Consider the following 17,914-nt stretch of genomic DNA (forward strand, 5'->3'; position numbering starts at 1 on the left):
CGGCGCGATTCGCTTATTGGTTGTTTTTTTGCTCTAGGATCAGTCTAACTGGTTTCAATTGTTGCGGCGATTAAAGTACACTGTCGGACTATTAAATTTTCCGAATATGTGTGGGAGCGAACAAGAATGGCGAGCATTGAAGCTGCACTGGCTGAGATTACGCGCGGTGTTGATGAACTGATTCCAGAAGAAGAACTGATTGCGAAACTGAAAGAGGGTCGTCCTCTGCGCATCAAACTGGGCGCTGATCCAACGGCACCCGACATCCACCTGGGTCACACGGTTATCCTGAACAAGCTGCGTACTTTCCAACAGCTAGGTCACGATGTGACGTTTTTGATTGGTGACTTCACCGGTATGGTGGGTGACCCAACGGGTAAGAACACCACGCGTCCACCACTGACTCGCGAAGACGTACTGCGTAATGCTGAAACGTACAAAGAGCAGGTGTTTAAGATTCTAGATCCTGCTAAGACTAAGATTCAATTCAACTCTGAGTGGCTATCTGAGCTCGGTGCTGAGGGCATGATCCGCCTAGCAGCAAACCAAACGGTTGCTCGCATGCTAGAGCGTGATGACTTTAAAAAGCGCTACACCACAGGCCAGCCAATCGCTATCCACGAGTTCATGTACCCACTGCTACAAGGCTATGACTCGGTGGCAATGGAAACCGACGTTGAGCTTGGCGGTACTGACCAGAAGTTCAACCTGCTGATGGGTCGTGAGCTGCAAAAAGCACACGGTCAAAAGCCGCAGGTTATCTTGACCATGCCACTGCTGGTTGGTCTTGACGGCGTGAAGAAGATGTCGAAGTCAGCGCACAACTACATTGGTGTTAGCGAAGCGCCAAGCGAGATGTTCGGTAAGATCATGTCGATCTCTGATGATCTAATGTGGAGCTACTACGACCTACTGTCGTTCCGTCCTCTAGGAGAGATCGCTGAGTTTAAAGCAGGCGTTGAAGCAGGCAAAAACCCACGCGACGTAAAAGTACTGCTAGCCAAAGAGATCATCGCACGCTTCCACTCAGAGGCCGATGCAGAAGCGGCTGAGCAAGAGTTTGTTAACCGTTTTGCTAAAAACCAGATCCCAGACGAAATGGCTGAGTTCAGCTTCGAAGCTGGCCTGCCGGTGAGCAACCTGCTTAAAGAAGCGGGTCTGTGTTCATCAACGTCTGAAGCGATGCGTATGGTGAAACAGGGCGCAGCGAAGATCGACGGTGAAAAAGTGGCAGATGCCAAGTTTACCCCTCAAGCAGGCACGTTCGTGTTCCAAGTGGGCAAACGTAAATTTGCGCGTATCACGATTCAATAATGCCCTCAGGGTGCAATAGTTGATGGGTGGGTCAGGATGGAAACATTTTGACCCACTTTTTTTTGAGGGGCGGGGAGCGGGGTTCACTTCGTTCCGAGGTGCGAGGTGTTTGCCACGCGTGAGAGATTCCTAGCGCATCATTGGCTTTGTCTCTCTAAATCTTATCCCTTTTATCATAAGGCCTTATAGCGGATTACAGTCCACTTCGACATGCGATTGAGTATGCCGCGCGTGATGGACACCTCGAACCCCGTAGGGCTTTGCCCGTCCCCGCGCCTCGCCCCTTTGTCTTAAAAATATCATGATCTGACTCACAATTGTTGTTATACTCCGCCGCGCTGCAATTGTTGCAGTACTTTTGGAGATAACTATGAACAATACCGACCATCCTCCTAGTATGAAGGGAGAAGAATAATCCGCTTCGGTATTGGCGATCTCTGTCTCTACCTTGCGGTAGAGAATCGACTTTTCTAAAGAGCTCACTTGTTTAAAGAACTTACTTTTTCAAAGAACGAGCAGCTCTAACAACTTCTTGAAACGTTCCTCTCTTATTTTTCTCCTGTTTATCTAGATTCGAGATATTCTGCAGTCGCAGCGCGAGTGTTGCGTGGCTGTGTGTGTCTTTGATGGTCGTTACCTGTTGCCAATCGGGAGATTCGCCATGACGGTAATGAGCAATACTACTTTGGAACAAGCGCCACGTTATTCTCGTGAAGAGATCGGGGCGGCACGGAATGCATTTTTACAGTACAACCAGGATAAGCAGGTTGAACTGTTGACTGTGATGCCAATGGAAGAGGCAGTGGCCATTTTGCACTACTGCTCACTGGGGCATGTACAAGATTTGATAAACCAACTCGATATCGATGGTCACGACAAACTGGCGCGTCACTTTGCGCACCACTTGGGTTTGATCCACTCGGAAGTCGAGCCGGCCAACACCTATTTATCGACCTCGGTGTTTGGTCACTTTAAGCAGCGTATCGGGTGGATTGTGGCGTTGGCGCTGCTGGGTATCGTTTCGGGCTTGATTATCGCCCAATACGAAGACACCTTGAGCCAATTGGTGCTGCTCGCTATCTATATGCCGGTAATCGCGGCAGCGGGTGGTAACACAGGTACTCAGGCGGCAACCCTGGTTATCAGGGCACTCGCCACGGGCGAGCTGAAAAAGCGCCAGTGGGTTGAGGTGCTGTGGAAAGAGAGTCGCGTGGCTATCTGTATCGCGGCGGTAATTGCGCTGGTGATTGTCGGTCGTATCCTAGTGTTTAGCGATAGCAGCTCAACTGGTGGTTTTGACCTGAATACCATCGCACTAGCGATTGCGGTTGCGCTGTTTATTCAGGTGACGATTTCGACCATTTTGGGTGGTTTGCTACCGATTTTAGCGCGTGCGTTTAAGCTTGACCCTGCAGTACTGGTGAGCCCCGTACTGGCGTCAATCGTTGATATTTCAGGCATGTGGATCTACTTCACCGTGGTGAACTACTTCTTAGGCATTGCCTGAGAAAACTCAACCACTTGCTGATAAAACTCGGTCTCAAATAGCGTAATTGGCGCGGTGGTAGCAATACCATCGCGCTTTTTTATTGGGTGGTAATCAGCAACAAACTGAACAAACAGGGTTTGCGGCTTACCTTGCTGATCTAAACCAAATCCCGCCATATTATAAGTGCCGTATACCGAGCCACTTTTAGCAATAATGTTACCCTTCACTGGCGCCTTGCGCATGCTGCGGCGGTATTGCAAAGTCCCGGACTCGCCCGCGGTCGGCATCAATTCAATTAAGCCCAAGCGCTCCTCTTGCTGCCAGATATAGCGCAGCACCTTAGCCATATCTTCACTGGTCAGCAGATTATTGCGTGAGAGGCCAGAACCATCGGCTAAGCGTGCATGGGTTAGGTCAATGCCACTGTGCTCAAGCACCACCTGCTTGATCGCCTCTGTACCATTGGTAAAGGTTCCCGGTGTTTGAAAGACCACATGACCAAGGGTTTTGGTTAGGTTATCCGCAATCAGGTTATTGGAGCTTTTGAGCATCTTGACCAGCAGTTGATCGAGTTCGACGGAAGTATGCTGCGCAAGCGGCTGACCATATTGGAAATCGGGCTTAGCACCGACGTGGATATGCCCTTCAAAGGCGATATTGTGTTGGATAAGCAGTTGTTCAAGCACGAGCGAGACATACTGCGCCGTGTTTTGCACCGCAAAGCGCAGGGGGAGCGGCTTATCTCTGGCCACTAGGCAGCCATCAAGATGATAGTGGTTATTGTCATCTGGGGTAAGCTCTAGCGTGCAGTGCGTTTCTTGCTGCACTTGTGTAGACACCGTGGTTGCGCGGGTGGTGGCGATGATCGGTTGATGCTGGGGAACGAACACCCGTGTTGAGCCGTCTTGATTGGTGTAAATCGACGCTTGGATACAGTTTTTATCTAGTGAGATAGCACTTGATGGCGCGCTGTAGCAGACGCCTAGGATATCCCAGGGCCAGCCAACGGCGCGCTCGTAGCCATCGAACACACTGTTATCGAGCCAGATGTCACCTTGAATAGTCGTGATGCCTTGCGCTTTGGCTTGGGTTAATAAATTGCTCAGGTGCTCACGTCTAAGTAGAGGGTCGCCGCTAAAGCGGATAATCAGGTCTTCTTGGTGTCGGTAGATCTCGGTCGTAAAGCGAAAGTCTTCGGCTAGAGTGAGCTTGGCCGCTAGCGCTGTGACGAGCTTGAGCGTACTGGCGGGTGGGAAGAGTTGTTGGTTGTTGCCCAATGCTTGTTTTGAGCTAGATTCACCTAATAGTTCGATCTGAGTGGTAACACGGCTTCCGTAAGGGAGCGTTTCGATAATGTTCTGCGCGGCAATCGAGGTGGAGATGATTAAGCTAGCCAAGAACAGCCCTTGGCGAGAAATATAAGCAAGCGGTTGTATCATCGGAGTCGGTCCATGACGTCAGGTTAGTGCTTGTTTATCTTAGCTTGTTTTGTATTAGGGTGTGACATTTGTTCGAAAAGACTTTGAATATTATTGTAAAAAACGCCTGCTATGTAAGCAGGCGTTATGTAGCTTAGTCAGAACTAAGACTTAAAAGTCGTAACGTAGACCAAGAGCCAATTCATCTTCAGCATCTGCGCTTGAACCTGCGTCTTTGGTGCTCAACAGGTTGAAGTTGTATGAGATATAGCTGCGGAAAACAGGGTTAAAGTAATAGGTTGCATCGATTGCGAAGTTATCTACTGCATCGTTGTCGTCAACTTCTAGGTAGTTATAGGATGTGGTGAAAACCAGCTGATCAAGGGTGTATGCAGCCGCGAATTCATAACCTGTAGAATCTGCTTTGCCAAAACTAGTAGCTTCGTTTGTGCCATCCACAAACACACCGGCCAAGTACAAATCGTTCAATGTGAAAGATGCTGCAAGCATATATTGGTCGCTTTCAACATTCGCATCTTTATCACCTTGAGCAGCATAACCTGCTCCCAGCGCTACACCAGTATCACCGATGTTGTAGATACCTGAAAAAGAGTAACCATCTGTTTTGTTATCACTAAAGTTACCACTGGCCGTTTCGATACGATCAGCAAATCTGTAGGTAGCCTTTAATCTAAGATCTTGAAACGCTCCAACATACCCTAGTGTGTTATCGATTCTGTTAGCAACTTCGAGCTTATATGCAGCTGAGTTACCGTGATATGCCATGATATCGGTGAAGTCAGTAATTACGCCCAGAGCACCATCATTTTTACCATAAGTTACTTCACCAAAATCCCCGCCGAGGCCTGCGTAGGTATAACGATGCTCGATGCCAGTGGTAAGGTCATTAGGGTCGGTGTCTGCTGTGGTGTACTCAGCTTCATAAAACCCAACACCGTATAGTTGATTGGTTATTTCAGTTATACCTTTGACGTTGAAACGGATTCGCGTTTTATCTTTTGCTTTGCCATCTTGGATGGATAATCTGGCTTCAGCACGACCACCGATAGATAGTGACGTGCCATCTTTGCTATATACTTCGCCAGCGTTTGCGCCGGTAGCCACTGCAGCAGCTGCCACTGCTAATGCGATCACATTTTTTTTCATCTTATTAGTCCTAATTTATTGTCCATAAATCATTGTCGTTATTGTCGCGAGGTGAAGGGGACCTCCCCCGCGCGAACCATCTTGTGATTAAATTTCAACCAGTTCAAGGGGGTTGTGTCACGTTTGTAGGTTTCTTATTGCCAAATTGTGATCTGTGCAGCGTAAATATTGTGCTTTGGTTGATAAATTGATAATTAGTTCTTATGAATCAGTTACTTAATGACGTATCTTTTATAAGGGAATGATAGATTTATTATCCAAGCTGCTGATTTTTAGGGGTTTAATCGCAGTTTTGGTGAAGGCAAAAAAGTGCTACAGGTGAACTTTTTCACTATTTGACTGTCACGTTCGAGAGAGAAGGTTCAATTCTGCCGATAAAGGGCCTTGCGACTTCGCAAGTCGTGATTCAACGCGCAGAATGATCAATTTAGATGATTTACCGCGCGAGTTTGTTTACACTCAACACATCATCCAAGTTCTATCCACTTCCTGATCATATGATTGGGCGGTGTTTTTTTGTCCAAAGACATCTTTGGCATAGGGGTAAAAATAATGGAAAAGGTTCCAATGACTGTTCGTGGTGCGGATCTTCTGCGCCAGGAGCTTGATCGCCTACTTAAACTGCGCCCACAAATTTCTGAAGCTATCGCAGAAGCGCGCGAACTCGGCGACTTGAAAGAGAATGCCGAATATCACGCCGCGCGTGAAGAGCAGGGGATCTGTGAAGCGCAGATCCGTGACATCGAATACAAGCTGTCTGTGGCGCAAATCATCGATGTGACGCAAATGGACAACAACGGTAAGGTTATCTTTGGTTCAACCGTTACGTTGATCGATATCGATACTGACGAAGAGAAGACCTACCAGATCGTTGGTGACGACGAGGCAGACATCAAAGCCGGTCGTATCTCAGTCAGTTCACCGATTGCTCGCGGCCTTGTGGGTAAGATGGAAGGTGATGAGGTGACGATTACCACGCCGGGTGGTGCGAAAGACTTCGAGATTGATAGCGTCGAATACCTATAAAACACAGGGGCGAGGTGCGGGGACGGGCGTTGCCCTGCGGGGTTCGAGGAGTTTTGCGCACTTGGTATGTTCTTCGAACACAGTCTGTTTCGCTCAGCGCTTGTGAAAATTTGGTACAAAAAAGGTCGCTTTGGGCGACCTTTTTTTTGCTCTGCGACTGGAGTAATTTGATTACTTGCGCGGCAGCTCGATTTTACGCTCTTCGGTTTGGCGGTACAGTACCAGTGTTTTACCGATAGTCTGTACTTTTTCGCCGCCGGTTTCACGCACGATAGCATCGATGATCAGGTTCTTTGTCTCACGGTCTTCCGATGCAACTTTTACCTTAATCAATTCGTGGTGGTTGAGAGCAATTTCAATTTCCGCTAGAACAGCCTCTGTCAGTCCATTTGCGCCAAGTAGCACAACTGGTTTTAGAGAGTGTGCTAGGCCTTTTAGATGCTGCTTTTGTTTAGTGCTTAGGTTCATTACGCGGCCAATTTTCTTTAGTCTTAGGGTTGAAAAGCACCATTTTAACGCCATCTATGGTGGAAGACTATAATTTATTAACCCAATCCTCACTGCGCTTAAGGTTGCGGCGCCCACTTTTAGCAAATAAATAATTGGTTTTTTTACCATAATTGCATAGTTAGACTATCATGTTAGTTAATGACCCTGTCAATAACTGCGCTGCTTCTCCAACCTAGAGTCTGAGGATTGGACCATTGATACAACCGCTCCGTTTGGTGCCTTACTGGGAATAGAATGAGTAAACAAAAGCACTCGGCCAGCTCTGGTCGCTGGTTGAAGGAACACTTCGATGACAAGTACGCGAATGAAGCACGCAAAAAGGGTTACCGTTCGCGCGCGTACTTCAAAATGGAAGAGATCCAAACAAAAGATAAGCTGCTTAAACCCGGCATGACGGTGGTGGATCTTGGCGCTGCGCCTGGGGGATGGTCACAATATGCTGCTAAAATTGTTGGTGAAGCGGGACAGATCATTGCGTGTGACCTGTTACCTATGGATCCAATTGCCGGCGTGAGTTTCCTTCAGGGTGATTTTCGTGATGATGCAGTGCTTGAGGCTCTGCTAGAAAGAATCCAACCGTCGATGGTTGACGTAGTAATGTCTGATATGGCTCCCAATATTGCAGGTAACAACTCAGTCGATCAGCCCAGAGCGATGTACTTGGTAGAGTTAGCGCTGGATATGTGTCGACAAGTTCTAGCCACTAATGGTAGCTTTGTGGTTAAGGTCTTCCAAGGAGAGGGCTTTGACCAGTACGTAAAGGAAATACGTGAGATGTTTAGAACCGTTAAGGTGCGAAAACCAGATTCATCACGAGCGCGTTCTCGTGAGGTATTTATTGTAGCCACTGGTTACAAAGGCTAACTATTTTGCCCTTGCTGGCGAGAGTTAACACTATAGCTACAGCCAATAAACTGTAGTACCCTACCTTTAATTACAATTAGTTATCGAGAGGCTGACACCTTGAGTGACATGGCAAAAAATTTAATTCTGTGGCTAGTAATCGCTGTCGTGCTAATGACGGTTTTCCAGAGCTTTGGCCCTGGAGACGGGAATAGCAGAACAGTAGACTACACCGCGTTTGTACAGGATGTTGGCCAAGGCCAGATTCAGGAAGCAACCTTTAAAGACAGTGAAATTACCTTTACGCGTAGAGGTAATGGCACTCGCTTTGTAACTTACATGCCAGTGTATGACCAAAAACTGCTGGACGATTTGATTAACCAAAACGTGAAAGTTCAGGGCACCCCACCTGAAGAGCAAAGCTTGCTTGGCTCGATTTTCATCTCTTGGTTCCCAATGATCTTGCTGATCGGTGTATGGATTTTCTTCATGCGTCAGATGCAAGGCGGTGGTGGCAAAGGCGCGATGTCGTTCGGTAAGAGCAAGGCGCGCATGATGAGTGAAGAGCAAATCAAGACCACCTTCAGCGACGTCGCCGGTTGTGATGAAGCAAAAGAAGACGTAAAAGAGCTGGTGGACTACCTGCGTGACCCAAGCCGTTTCCAAAAGTTGGGTGGTAAGATTCCAACTGGCGTATTGATGGTCGGTCCTCCGGGTACCGGTAAAACGCTACTTGCAAAAGCGATTGCGGGTGAAGCGAAAGTACCATTCTTTACCATCTCAGGTTCAGACTTCGTTGAAATGTTCGTTGGTGTTGGTGCATCTCGTGTGCGTGATATGTTCGAGCAGGCGAAGAAAGCTGCACCTTGTATCATCTTTATCGATGAAATCGATGCCGTAGGTCGCCAGCGTGGCGCGGGTGTCGGTGGCGGTCACGATGAGCGTGAGCAAACCCTAAACCAAATGCTGGTTGAGATGGATGGTTTCGAGGGTAACGAAGGTATCATCGTTATCGCGGCAACCAACCGTCCTGACGTGCTTGACCCTGCACTACTGCGTCCTGGTCGTTTTGACCGTCAAGTCGTGGTTGGTCTACCGGATGTACGCGGACGTGAGCAGATCCTCAAAGTGCACATGCGTAAAGTGCCACTATCGGGTGACGTTGAACCGTCGCTGATTGCACGTGGTACGCCAGGCTTCTCTGGTGCAGACCTTGCAAACTTAGTTAATGAAGCGGCACTATTTGCAGCACGTGGCAACAAGCGCAACGTATCAATGGTTGAGTTTGAACTGGCGAAAGACAAAATCATGATGGGTGCAGAGCGCCGCTCTATGGTGATGTCTGAAGAGACCAAAGAGTCAACCGCCTACCATGAAGCCGGACACGCGATTGTCGGCCGCTTGGTGCCTGAGCATGATCCTGTGTACAAGGTGTCTATCATCCCACGTGGTCGTGCACTGGGTGTGACCATGTATCTACCAGAGCAAGACCGTGTGAGCATGTCTCGCCAGCACTTAGAGTCGATGATTTCGAGTCTTTATGGTGGTCGTCTAGCAGAAGAGCTGATTTACGGTTCTGACAAGGTGTCAACGGGTGCTTCGAACGATATCGAGCGAGCAACCGATATTGCGCGTAAGATGGTCACTCAGTGGGGCTTCTCGGATAAACTTGGTCCACTGCTCTACGCAGAAGAAGAGGGCGAGGTCTTCCTTGGCCGCAGCGTGACCCAGACCAAGCATATGTCGGATGACACCGCTAAGTTGATTGATAATGAAATCCGTCAAATCATTGATCGCAACTACGATCGAGCAAAGCAAATCCTCGAAGACAACATGGATATCATGCACTCGATGAAGGACGCGTTGATGAAGTATGAGACCATCGATGCCGGTCAGATTGATGATCTGATGGATCGTAAAGACGACATCCGCGAGCCTGCTGGTTGGGGTGATCAAGCGAAAGCACAGTCTGAAGCACCTGCACAAGCTGCAGAAGCGAAACCTACCGAGCAAGCTCAGCCTGAGAGTAAGCCTGAAGCGAAACCAACCCAAGAGCCGTCAAGCGACCAAGATGCTGACTAACGCTCTTTGAGTTAACTCACAATCAAACCCCGACATGCTCGGGGTTTTTGTCTATTTAGTGATTATGTTTATTCAATCCAAACACAAAACACTCGATTTATCCTCACCCCGAGTAATGGGTATCCTCAATGTCACGCCTGATTCCTTCTCTGACGGCGGTCAATACAACTCGCTAGACTCCGCATTGGCACAAACTCAAGCTATGATTGATGCGGGTGTCAGCATCATAGATATTGGCGGCGAGTCGACACGTCCCGGTGCGCCAGATGTGATGTTAGAGGAAGAGCTGGGTCGGGTGATCCCGGCCATCAAAGCGATACGCCAACATCACCCTGATGTCTGGATCTCTATCGATACCAGCAAGGCTGAGGTCATGCGCCAAGCACTTGAGAGTGGCGCAGACCTGATCAATGATGTACGTGCGCTGCAAGAGCCCGGTGCACTAGCGGTTGCTGCCGAGTATCAGGTCCCTGTATGCCTCATGCATATGCAGGGTCAGCCGCGTACCATGCAGCATAATCCGGAGTATGATGACTTGCTGCAGGATGTCAGCGAATTCCTTAACGAGCGCGTCGCCGCGTGTGAGCAAGCCGGTCTTGGCAAAGATAAGCTGATCCTAGACCCAGGCTTTGGCTTTGGTAAGACGTTGGAGCACAACTATCAGCTGTTAGACCAGCTCGATGGTTTCCATCAGTTGGGCCTGCCTCTTTTGGCAGGAATGTCGAGAAAGTCGATGATTTTTAAGCTGCTCGATAAAGCACCCGCACAAAGCGTCAATGGCAGCGTGGTGTGCGCGACCATTGCCGCAATGAAAGGCGCGCAGATTATTCGCGTGCATGATGTTGAGGAGACGGTAGAGGCGATGAAGATTGTCTCTATGCTCAAGAATTCAGAGCGTTAGACTGATGCAAGTTGTCAGTCTGCGACGATAACAATATACAATGATTAACAACGAAGGTTATTACTATGTCTAATACACGACGTTATTTTGGCACCGATGGTGTGCGTGGTAAGGTAGGTCAGTACCCAATCACGCCAGATTTTGTTCTAAAACTTGGCTGGGCTGCGGGTCGCGTCCTAGCTAAGCAAGGCACCAAGAAGGTCATTATTGGTAAAGATACGCGTATCTCTGGCTATATGCTGGAGTCGGCGTTGGAAGCCGGTCTTGCGGCTGCGGGTCTGAAAGCAACATTCACCGGTCCAATGCCAACCCCAGCGGTGGCCTACCTGACCCAAACCTTCCGCGCGGAAGCGGGGATCGTGATTTCAGCGTCGCACAACCCGTTTTACGACAACGGCATCAAGTTCTTCTCGGCTGAGGGCACAAAGCTACCAGACGAGGTTGAGTTGGCGATTGAGGCTGAACTCGATAAAGAGATCGAGTGTGTGGAGTCTTCACTGCTGGGTAAAGCTACTCGTTTGAATGACGCGGCAGGTCGCTATATTGAATTTTGTAAAAGCACCTTCCCGCACGCTCTGAGCCTAAAAGGCCTTAAGATCGTGGTCGACTGTGCGCATGGCGCGACTTACCATATCGCGCCGTCGGTCTTCTCTGAGCTGGGTGCTGAGGTGATTGCGATGGGTGTTGAGCCAAACGGCACCAATATCAATCATGAGGTCGGAGCGACCGATGTACGCGCTCTGCAGCAGCGCGTAGTCGCTGAGCAGGCGGATCTAGGTCTTGCCTTTGACGGTGATGGTGACCGCATCATGATGGTTGATCACCTGGGTAACAAACTTGATGGCGACCAAATCGCCTACATCATTGCCCGTGATGCATTGCGCCGTGGCGAGCTTAAGGGTGGTGTCGTTGGTACGCTAATGACCAACCTTGGTATGGAAAATGGCCTTAAACAGCTCGGTATTCCTTTTGCACGTGCCGCGGTCGGCGATCGCTACGTGATGGAGCAACTGCTTGAGCGCGGCTGGAAGATTGGTGCTGAGAACTCAGGCCATGTTATCTTGCTTGATAAGGTCACCACAGGTGATGCAATTGTAGCAGCGCTGCAAGTACTGGCTTCTGTCGTCGGTAGTCACATGACGCTTAACGAGCTGTCTCAAGGCATGACACTATACCCTCAAGTACTGGAAAATGTGCGTTTTACCGGTGATTCGAACCCACTAGAGGCGCAAGCGGTACAAAGTGCCACTGAAGAGGTTGAGGCGCAACTCGGTGACAAAGGACGTGTGTTGCTGCGCAAGTCTGGCACTGAGCCTTTGATCCGTGTGATGGTCGAGGGTGAGGATGCTGAGCTGGTACAAGCAAGTGCAACTAAGATTGCCGATGCTGTGCGAGCAAGTTGCTAATTTTTAGCTATATTCTATCGACGTTAGGCTGAAAATAGGTCTTGGCGTCGATATTTTGAGCACTTGACGGCGGTATTACACTTTTTTGTGAAATATCGCTTGTCAGGGTATGATGGTTCGGCTAGTATTGGCTCCGCCTCCAGAGAGGAGGGTGCTTGTTTGACGCTGGAGTTCATGATGAACTCAAAGCGTATTTAGCTGAACAATTTAGACATAGGTGGAAAATATGTTTCAGGTTCTACTTGTGATTTATCTGTTGGCGGCGCTTGGTGTCATTGGCCTTGTGTTGATTCAACAAGGTAAAGGCGCAGATATGGGAGCTTCTTTCGGCTCTGGTGCTTCAAACACTGTTTTTGGTGCATCGGGCTCAGGTAACTTCCTAACTCGAATGACTGCATTATTTGCAACAGTATTCTTTGTGATTAGCTTGGTTCTAGGCAATATGTCAACACATAAGCCTGAATCTAACTGGGTTGACCCACTACAAGGTCAAGTTATCCAGCAAGCTGATGACAGTGCGAATGATATCCCTGCTGAAAGCGGTGACGAAATTCCACAATAATTGAAGCTTTAATTAGCTTTGTGCCGAGATGGTGAAATTGGTAGACACGCTAGCATGAGGTGCTAGTGCCTTTGGTGTGAGGGTTCGAGTCCCTCTCTCGGCACCATTTTTTACAAACTTGTAAACTGAGTATATAATGCTCAGCAAGTCGGACGCGGGGTGGAGCAGCTTGGTAGCTCGTCGGGCTCATAACCCGAAGGTCGTCGGTTCAAATCCGGCCCCCGCAACCAATCTTAATTGAGTGACACACTGATTAAGATATTGCAAGTTTGGCAGTGCGCGTCACTGCAGATTGGGTCATACTCAATCTATCAGGGTCCAGCAACAAAAAACCCCGACTTTCGGGGTTTTTTGTTATCTGAATTTTGTAAATTCAGGTAATGCATGGAATTTAAATTGGGCTCTTATGCCCTTTTTTTGTTTCTGGAGTACGTCTAAATGACAGGTTTAGAGCGACAACTTACTGAAATGCTTGAAGTGCCAGTGGAAGCTTCAGGCTATGAACTGGTTGGCATCGAATTTATTCGTGCGGGCCAACACTCGACACTGCGCATCTTTATTGACCACGAGAATGGCATCAATGTTGACGATTGCGCGGAAGTTAGCCACCAAGTGAGTGCAGTATTGGATGTTGAAGATCCTATTTCTGTCGCTTATAGCTTAGAGGTGTCTTCTCCAGGACTAGAAAGACCGCTATTTAAAGCGGCTCACTATGAACAGTTTATTGGTCACGAGGTAAATCTTGTCTTGAAGATGGCCGTGGGCAACCGCCGTAAGTGGAAAGGAACGATCCACGCTGTGGATGGCGAGACCATCACGGTAGCTGTTGAAGGACAGAATGAAGAGTTTGTTTTGAGTAACATCTCAAAAGCCAACCTTATCCCGAAATTTTAGTTCTCCTAGAGAAATTGAGCTTAAGAGGCTAGATAAATGAGCAAAGAAATTTTAGCGGTAGTTGAAGCGGTTTCTAATGAGAAAGCGGTACCTCGTGAGCGCATCTTTGAAGCGCTGGAGATCGCACTAGCGACTTCTACTAAGAAAAAATACGAAATCGAAATCGAAACTCGCGTTGAGATCGATCGTAAAACCGGTGAATTCGAGACTTTCCGTCGTTGGGAAGTGGTTGAAGAAGTAGAAAACCCAACTCGTGAGATCTCATTTGAAGCGGCACGCTATGAAGATGAGAACATCCAACTGGGTGAGTTCATTGAAGATGATATCGAGTCGGTAACTTTTGACCGTATTACTACTCAAACCGCGAAGCAAGTGATCGTACAAAAAGTACGTGAAGCTGAGCGCGCGCAGATCGTTGAGCAGTTCATCGATAACGAAGGTGAGCTAGTCACTGGTGTGGTTAAGAAAGTAAACCGCGACACCGTGATCCTAGACCTAGGTAACAACGCAGAAGCGGTTATCCTACGTGATGATCAACTACCACGTGAAAACTTCCGTCCAGGTGACCGAGTACGTGGTCTACTGTACCGTGTTGCACCAGAAGCGCGTGGCTTCCAGTTGTTTATCACTCGCTCTAAGCCTGAAATGTTGGCTGAGCTATTCCGCGTTGAAGTCCCTGAGATTGGTGAAGAGCTGATTGAACTAAAAGGTGCTGCACGCGATCCTGGTTCTCGTGCTAAAATCGCGGTGAAAACCAACGATAAGCGTATTGACCCTGTGGGTGCGTGTGTTGGTATGCGTGGCGCACGTGTTCAAGCCGTTTCTGGCGAACTGGGTGGCGAACGTATCGATATCGTACTTTGGGATGATAACCCAGCGCAATTTGTTATCAATGCAATGGCACCAGCGGACGTAGCTTCAATCATCGTAGATGAAGATGCCAACTCAATGGATATTGCGGTTGAAGCTGACAACCTTGCCCAAGCTATCGGTCGCAGCGGTCAGAACGTACGTCTAGCTTCACAACTGACAGGTTGGACGCTAAACGTAATGACGGTTGAAGACCTACAGAAGAAGCACCAAGAAGAGTCTCAAGCGTCAATTGACAACTTTATGAAGCACCTAGACATCGAGCAAGATTTTGCTGAGATGCTAGTGGAAGAAGGCTTCTCAACACTTGAAGAAGTTGCTTACGTTCCTGTAAACGAGCTGCTTGAAGTAGAAGGCCTAGACGAAGACCTAGTTGAAGAGCTACGTGGTCGTGCGAAAGATGCACTGACGACACTAGCCCTGGCACAAGAAGAGTCTTTCGACGGTCTAGAGCCAGCAGACGATCTATTGGGCCTTGAAGGCCTTGAGCGCGAAATGGCGTTCAAACTAGCTGCAAAAGGTGTAGTTACTCTAGAAGATCTCGCTGACCAAGGTATTGATGATTTAGAAGGTATTGAAGGCCTAACCGAAGAGCGTGCGGGCGAGCTAATCATGGCTGCGCGTAACATCTGTTGGTTTGGCGAAGAAGCATAATTTCAGCGAGGAGGGAGCTACATGACAGAAGTCACAGTAAAGGCCTTAAGTGAAGAGATTGGTACGCCAGTTGAACGCTTAGTAGAGCAACTTGCTGATGCAGGAATGAAAAAAACGGACACGGACACTGTTTCAGAAGATGAGAAGCAACAATTGCTTACTCACCTTAAGCGTGAACACGGTGATACGTCGGGTGAAGCTCAACCAACTCGTTTGACTCTACAACGTAAAAAGCGTAGTACACTAAGTGTTAATGCTGGCGGTGGTAAGAGTAAGGATGTTCAGGTTGAAGTGCGCAAGAAGCGCACCTACGTTAAACGTAGCTCCATTGAAGATGAAGCGAAGCGCGTCGCCGAAGAAGAAGCGAAGCGTCTAGCGGAAGAAACGGCAAAACGCGAGGCTGAAGAGCTAGCCAAGCGTGAAGCTGAAGAAAAAGCAAAACGTGAAGCTGAAGAAAAAGCCAAGCGTGAAGCAGACGAAAAAGCGAAGCGTGAAGCTGACGAAAAAGCGAAACGTGACGCAGAAGAGAAGGCGAACAGCCAAGCAGTAGAATCTGCGAAGCCATCGTCGGAAGATAAATTGAAGCAAGAAGCAGCGCAAAAAGAAGCCGATGAGCTAAAACGACGTCAGGAAGAAGAAGCTCAACGTAAAGCTGAAGAGGAAAGTCAGCGCCAGCTTGAAGAAGCACGCGAAATGGCAGAGAAGAACAAAGAGCGTTGGTCTGCAGAAGAAAAGAAAAAGGGTAGTATGGAAAATACAGATTACCATCTGACAACTTCGAGCTACGCTCGTGAAGCTGAAGACGAAGCTGATCGCCGTGAAGAAGGTGGTTCTCGTCGTAAGAAGAAGAAGAAAGCAACTTCTAACGACCAGAACCGTAATGCACGTGGCGCGCGTGGTGGCCGTAAGGGCAAACTCGCGAAACCAGCAAAACCTGCTTCAATGCAGCACGGTTTTGATAAGACAGCAACCGTAGCGAAATCTGACGTTGTTATCGGTGAAACCGTTGTTGTTTCTGAGCTTGCTAACAAGATGTCGGTTAAAGCGACTGAAGTTATCAAAGTGATGATGAAGATGGGTGCAATGGCAACCATCAACCAAGTGATTGACCAAGAAACTGCTCAACTTGTAGCAGAAGAAATGGGTCACAAGGTGATTCTGCGTAAAGAGAACGAGCTTGAAGAAGCGGTTCTATCTGATCGTGATAACGATGCAGACGTATCACCTCGTGCTCCGGTTGTTACCATCATGGGCCACGTTGACCACGGTAAGACCTCAACACTGGACTACATCCGTCGTACACACGTTGCTTCAGGCGAAGCGGGCGGTATTACCCAGCACATTGGTGCCTACCACGTAGAAACTGACAACGGTATGATCACCTTCCTGGATACTCCAGGACACGCAGCCTTTACAGCAATGCGTGCTCGTGGTGCACAAGCAACGGATATCGTTATTCTTGTGGTTGCAGCGGACGATGGCGTAATGCCACAAACGGTTGAGGCAATTCAGCACGCGAAAGCGGCAGAGGTTCCTCTTATCGTCGCGGTAAACAAGATCGATAAAGAAGGTGCAAACCCAGATAACGTTAAGAACGAGCTTGCTCAATACGACGTTATTCCTGAGGAGTGGGGCGGTGAGAACATGTTCGTTCACATCTCTGCGAAACAGGGCACGAACATCGATGGTCTACTAGAAGCTATCCTGCTTCAGTCTGAAGTTCTTGAGCTGACGGCTGTGAAAGAAGGCATGGCATCTGGTGTTGTGGTTGAATCACGTCTTGATAAAGGCCGTGGTCCAGTAGCAACTGTACTGGTTCAATCTGGTACGCTGAACAAGGGCGACATCGTTCTTTGTGGTCAAGAATACGGCCGCGTTCGTGCAATGCGCGACGAGCTAGGCAAAGAGATCACAGAAGCCGGTCCATCTATTCCAGTTGAGATCCTAGGTCTTTCTGGTGTCCCTGCATCGGGTGATGAAGCGACAGTTGTACGTGATGAGCGTAAAGCACGTGAAGTAGCGAACTACCGTGCTGGTAAGTTCCGTGAAGTTAAGCTAGCGCGTCAGCAGAAATCTAAGCTAGAGAACATGTTCTCTAACATGGCTGCAGGCGAAGTTGCTGAGCTAAACGTGGTACTGAAAGCGGATGTACAGGGCTCTGTAGAAGCAATTGCAGACTCACTACTGAAACTATCAACTGACGAAGTGAAAGTGAACATCGTTGGTTCTGGTGTTGGTGGTATCACTGAGACTGATGCTGTACTGGCTGAGGCGTCTAATGCTATCATCCTTGGCTTTAACGTTCGTGCCGATGCATCTGCTCGCCGTGCGATTGAAGCTGCAAGTGTTGATCTACGTTACTACTCAATCATCTACCAGCTAATCGACGAAGTGAAACAAGCGATGGGCGGTATGCTTGCACCAGAATTCAAGCAAGAGATCATTGGTCTTGCTGAAGTTCGTGACGTGTTTAAGTCGCCTAAACTTGGTGCCATCGCAGGTTGTATGGTAACTGAAGGTCTGATTAAGCGAAGCAACCCAATTCGCGTTCTACGTGATAACGTGGTTATCTACGAAGGTGAACTTGAGTCACTACGTCGCTTTAAAGATGACGTTCAAGAAGTTAAGAACGGCTACGAGTGTGGTATCGGCGTTAAGAACTACAATGATGTTCGCGTTGGTGACCAGATCGAAGTCTTCGAAATTGTCGAAGTTAAACGTACTCTGGACTAATTGACAAAAATTACTAATGTTATCTTGTTAGATACTTAGTGATTG

General features: G+C 48.4%; 14 protein-coding genes and 2 tRNA genes. 13 read left to right on the forward strand and 3 right to left on the reverse strand.

From position 1 onward, the window contains the following. Positions 1 to 126: 126 nt before the first annotated feature. Both tyrS and ACZ5R2_RS05040 read left to right on the forward strand, forming a co-directional pair. Positions 127 to 1,314 (forward strand): tyrosine--tRNA ligase, encoded by a 1,188-nt coding sequence (gene tyrS / locus ACZ5R2_RS05035; RefSeq protein ID WP_464901279.1) that lies wholly within the window; start codon positions 127 to 129, stop codon positions 1,312 to 1,314. 661 nt (positions 1,315 to 1,975) lie between these two features. Beyond that, entirely contained in the window at positions 1,976 to 2,821 is an 846-nt protein-coding gene (locus ACZ5R2_RS05040) for a magnesium transporter (RefSeq protein WP_438459109.1), read from the forward strand. On the opposite strand, the gene dacB is transcribed toward ACZ5R2_RS05040, so the two are convergent. Together dacB and ACZ5R2_RS05050 are read right to left on the reverse strand one after the other, a co-directional pair. After that, positions 2,800 to 4,242: a serine-type D-Ala-D-Ala carboxypeptidase gene (gene dacB / locus ACZ5R2_RS05045; RefSeq protein WP_464901280.1), complete on the reverse strand. Its 1,443-nt coding sequence runs from the start codon at positions 4,240 to 4,242 to the stop codon at positions 2,800 to 2,802. The genes ACZ5R2_RS05040 and dacB overlap by 22 nt on opposite strands. A gap of 150 nt (positions 4,243 to 4,392) precedes the next feature. Further along, positions 4,393 to 5,388 carry a porin gene (locus tag ACZ5R2_RS05050; protein ID WP_464901281.1) on the reverse strand — a complete coding sequence of 332 codons (996 nt, stop codon included), beginning with the start codon at positions 5,386 to 5,388 and terminating at the stop codon, positions 4,393 to 4,395. A gap of 552 nt (positions 5,389 to 5,940) precedes the next feature. Between ACZ5R2_RS05050 and greA the strand changes: the two genes are divergently transcribed. After that, complete coding sequence (greA, locus tag ACZ5R2_RS05055; protein ID WP_438459106.1) at positions 5,941 to 6,414, forward strand: transcription elongation factor GreA; 474 nt, start codon at positions 5,941 to 5,943, stop codon at positions 6,412 to 6,414. Between the two features lie 171 nt (positions 6,415 to 6,585). Here the strand turns inward: greA and yhbY are convergent, their stop codons facing one another. Beyond that, the gene (gene yhbY / locus ACZ5R2_RS05060; protein ID WP_438459105.1) at positions 6,586 to 6,882 is read right to left on the reverse strand and encodes a ribosome assembly RNA-binding protein YhbY; all 297 of its coding nucleotides are present in this window, start codon (positions 6,880 to 6,882) and stop codon (positions 6,586 to 6,588) included. 276 nt (positions 6,883 to 7,158) lie between these two features. On the opposite strand from yhbY, the gene rlmE reads away from it, so the two are divergent. The 10 genes from rlmE to infB all read left to right on the forward strand — a co-directional run bounded on the left by rlmE (position 7,159) and on the right by infB (position 17,869). Beyond that, on the forward strand, positions 7,159 to 7,788 hold the full coding sequence (rlmE, locus tag ACZ5R2_RS05065) for a 23S rRNA (uridine(2552)-2'-O)-methyltransferase RlmE (RefSeq protein WP_464901282.1): 630 nt from the start codon (positions 7,159 to 7,161) through the stop codon (positions 7,786 to 7,788). Between the two features lie 108 nt (positions 7,789 to 7,896). Further along, positions 7,897 to 9,849, forward strand: a complete 1,953-nt coding sequence (gene ftsH / locus ACZ5R2_RS05070) for an ATP-dependent zinc metalloprotease FtsH (RefSeq protein ID WP_464901283.1) — start codon at positions 7,897 to 7,899, stop codon at positions 9,847 to 9,849. 64 nt (positions 9,850 to 9,913) lie between these two features. Further along, positions 9,914 to 10,750 (forward strand): dihydropteroate synthase, encoded by an 837-nt coding sequence (gene folP / locus ACZ5R2_RS05075; protein ID WP_464901284.1) that lies wholly within the window; start codon positions 9,914 to 9,916, stop codon positions 10,748 to 10,750. Between the two features lie 65 nt (positions 10,751 to 10,815). Then, on the forward strand, positions 10,816 to 12,156 hold the full coding sequence (glmM, locus tag ACZ5R2_RS05080) for a phosphoglucosamine mutase (protein WP_464901285.1): 1,341 nt from the start codon (positions 10,816 to 10,818) through the stop codon (positions 12,154 to 12,156). A gap of 226 nt (positions 12,157 to 12,382) precedes the next feature. Beyond that, positions 12,383 to 12,718, forward strand: a complete 336-nt coding sequence (gene secG, locus ACZ5R2_RS05085) for a preprotein translocase subunit SecG (protein WP_464901286.1) — start codon at positions 12,383 to 12,385, stop codon at positions 12,716 to 12,718. Between the two features lie 22 nt (positions 12,719 to 12,740). Next, positions 12,741 to 12,824 (forward strand) — tRNA-Leu (locus ACZ5R2_RS05090). 47 nt (positions 12,825 to 12,871) lie between these two features. Further along, positions 12,872 to 12,948, forward strand: a tRNA-Met gene (locus ACZ5R2_RS05095). 208 nt (positions 12,949 to 13,156) lie between these two features. Beyond that, the gene (gene rimP, locus ACZ5R2_RS05100) at positions 13,157 to 13,612 is read left to right on the forward strand and encodes a ribosome maturation factor RimP (protein ID WP_464901287.1); all 456 of its coding nucleotides are present in this window, start codon (positions 13,157 to 13,159) and stop codon (positions 13,610 to 13,612) included. Positions 13,613 to 13,648: 36 nt separating this feature from the next. Further along, on the forward strand, positions 13,649 to 15,136 hold the full coding sequence (gene nusA / locus ACZ5R2_RS05105) for a transcription termination factor NusA (RefSeq protein WP_464901288.1): 1,488 nt from the start codon (positions 13,649 to 13,651) through the stop codon (positions 15,134 to 15,136). Positions 15,137 to 15,157: 21 nt separating this feature from the next. Next, positions 15,158 to 17,869 carry a translation initiation factor IF-2 gene (gene infB, locus ACZ5R2_RS05110; RefSeq protein ID WP_464901289.1) on the forward strand — a complete coding sequence of 904 codons (2,712 nt, stop codon included), beginning with the start codon at positions 15,158 to 15,160 and terminating at the stop codon, positions 17,867 to 17,869. Positions 17,870 to 17,914 lie beyond the last annotated feature (45 nt).

Source organism: Vibrio sabulosilitoris (assembly GCF_055391395.1).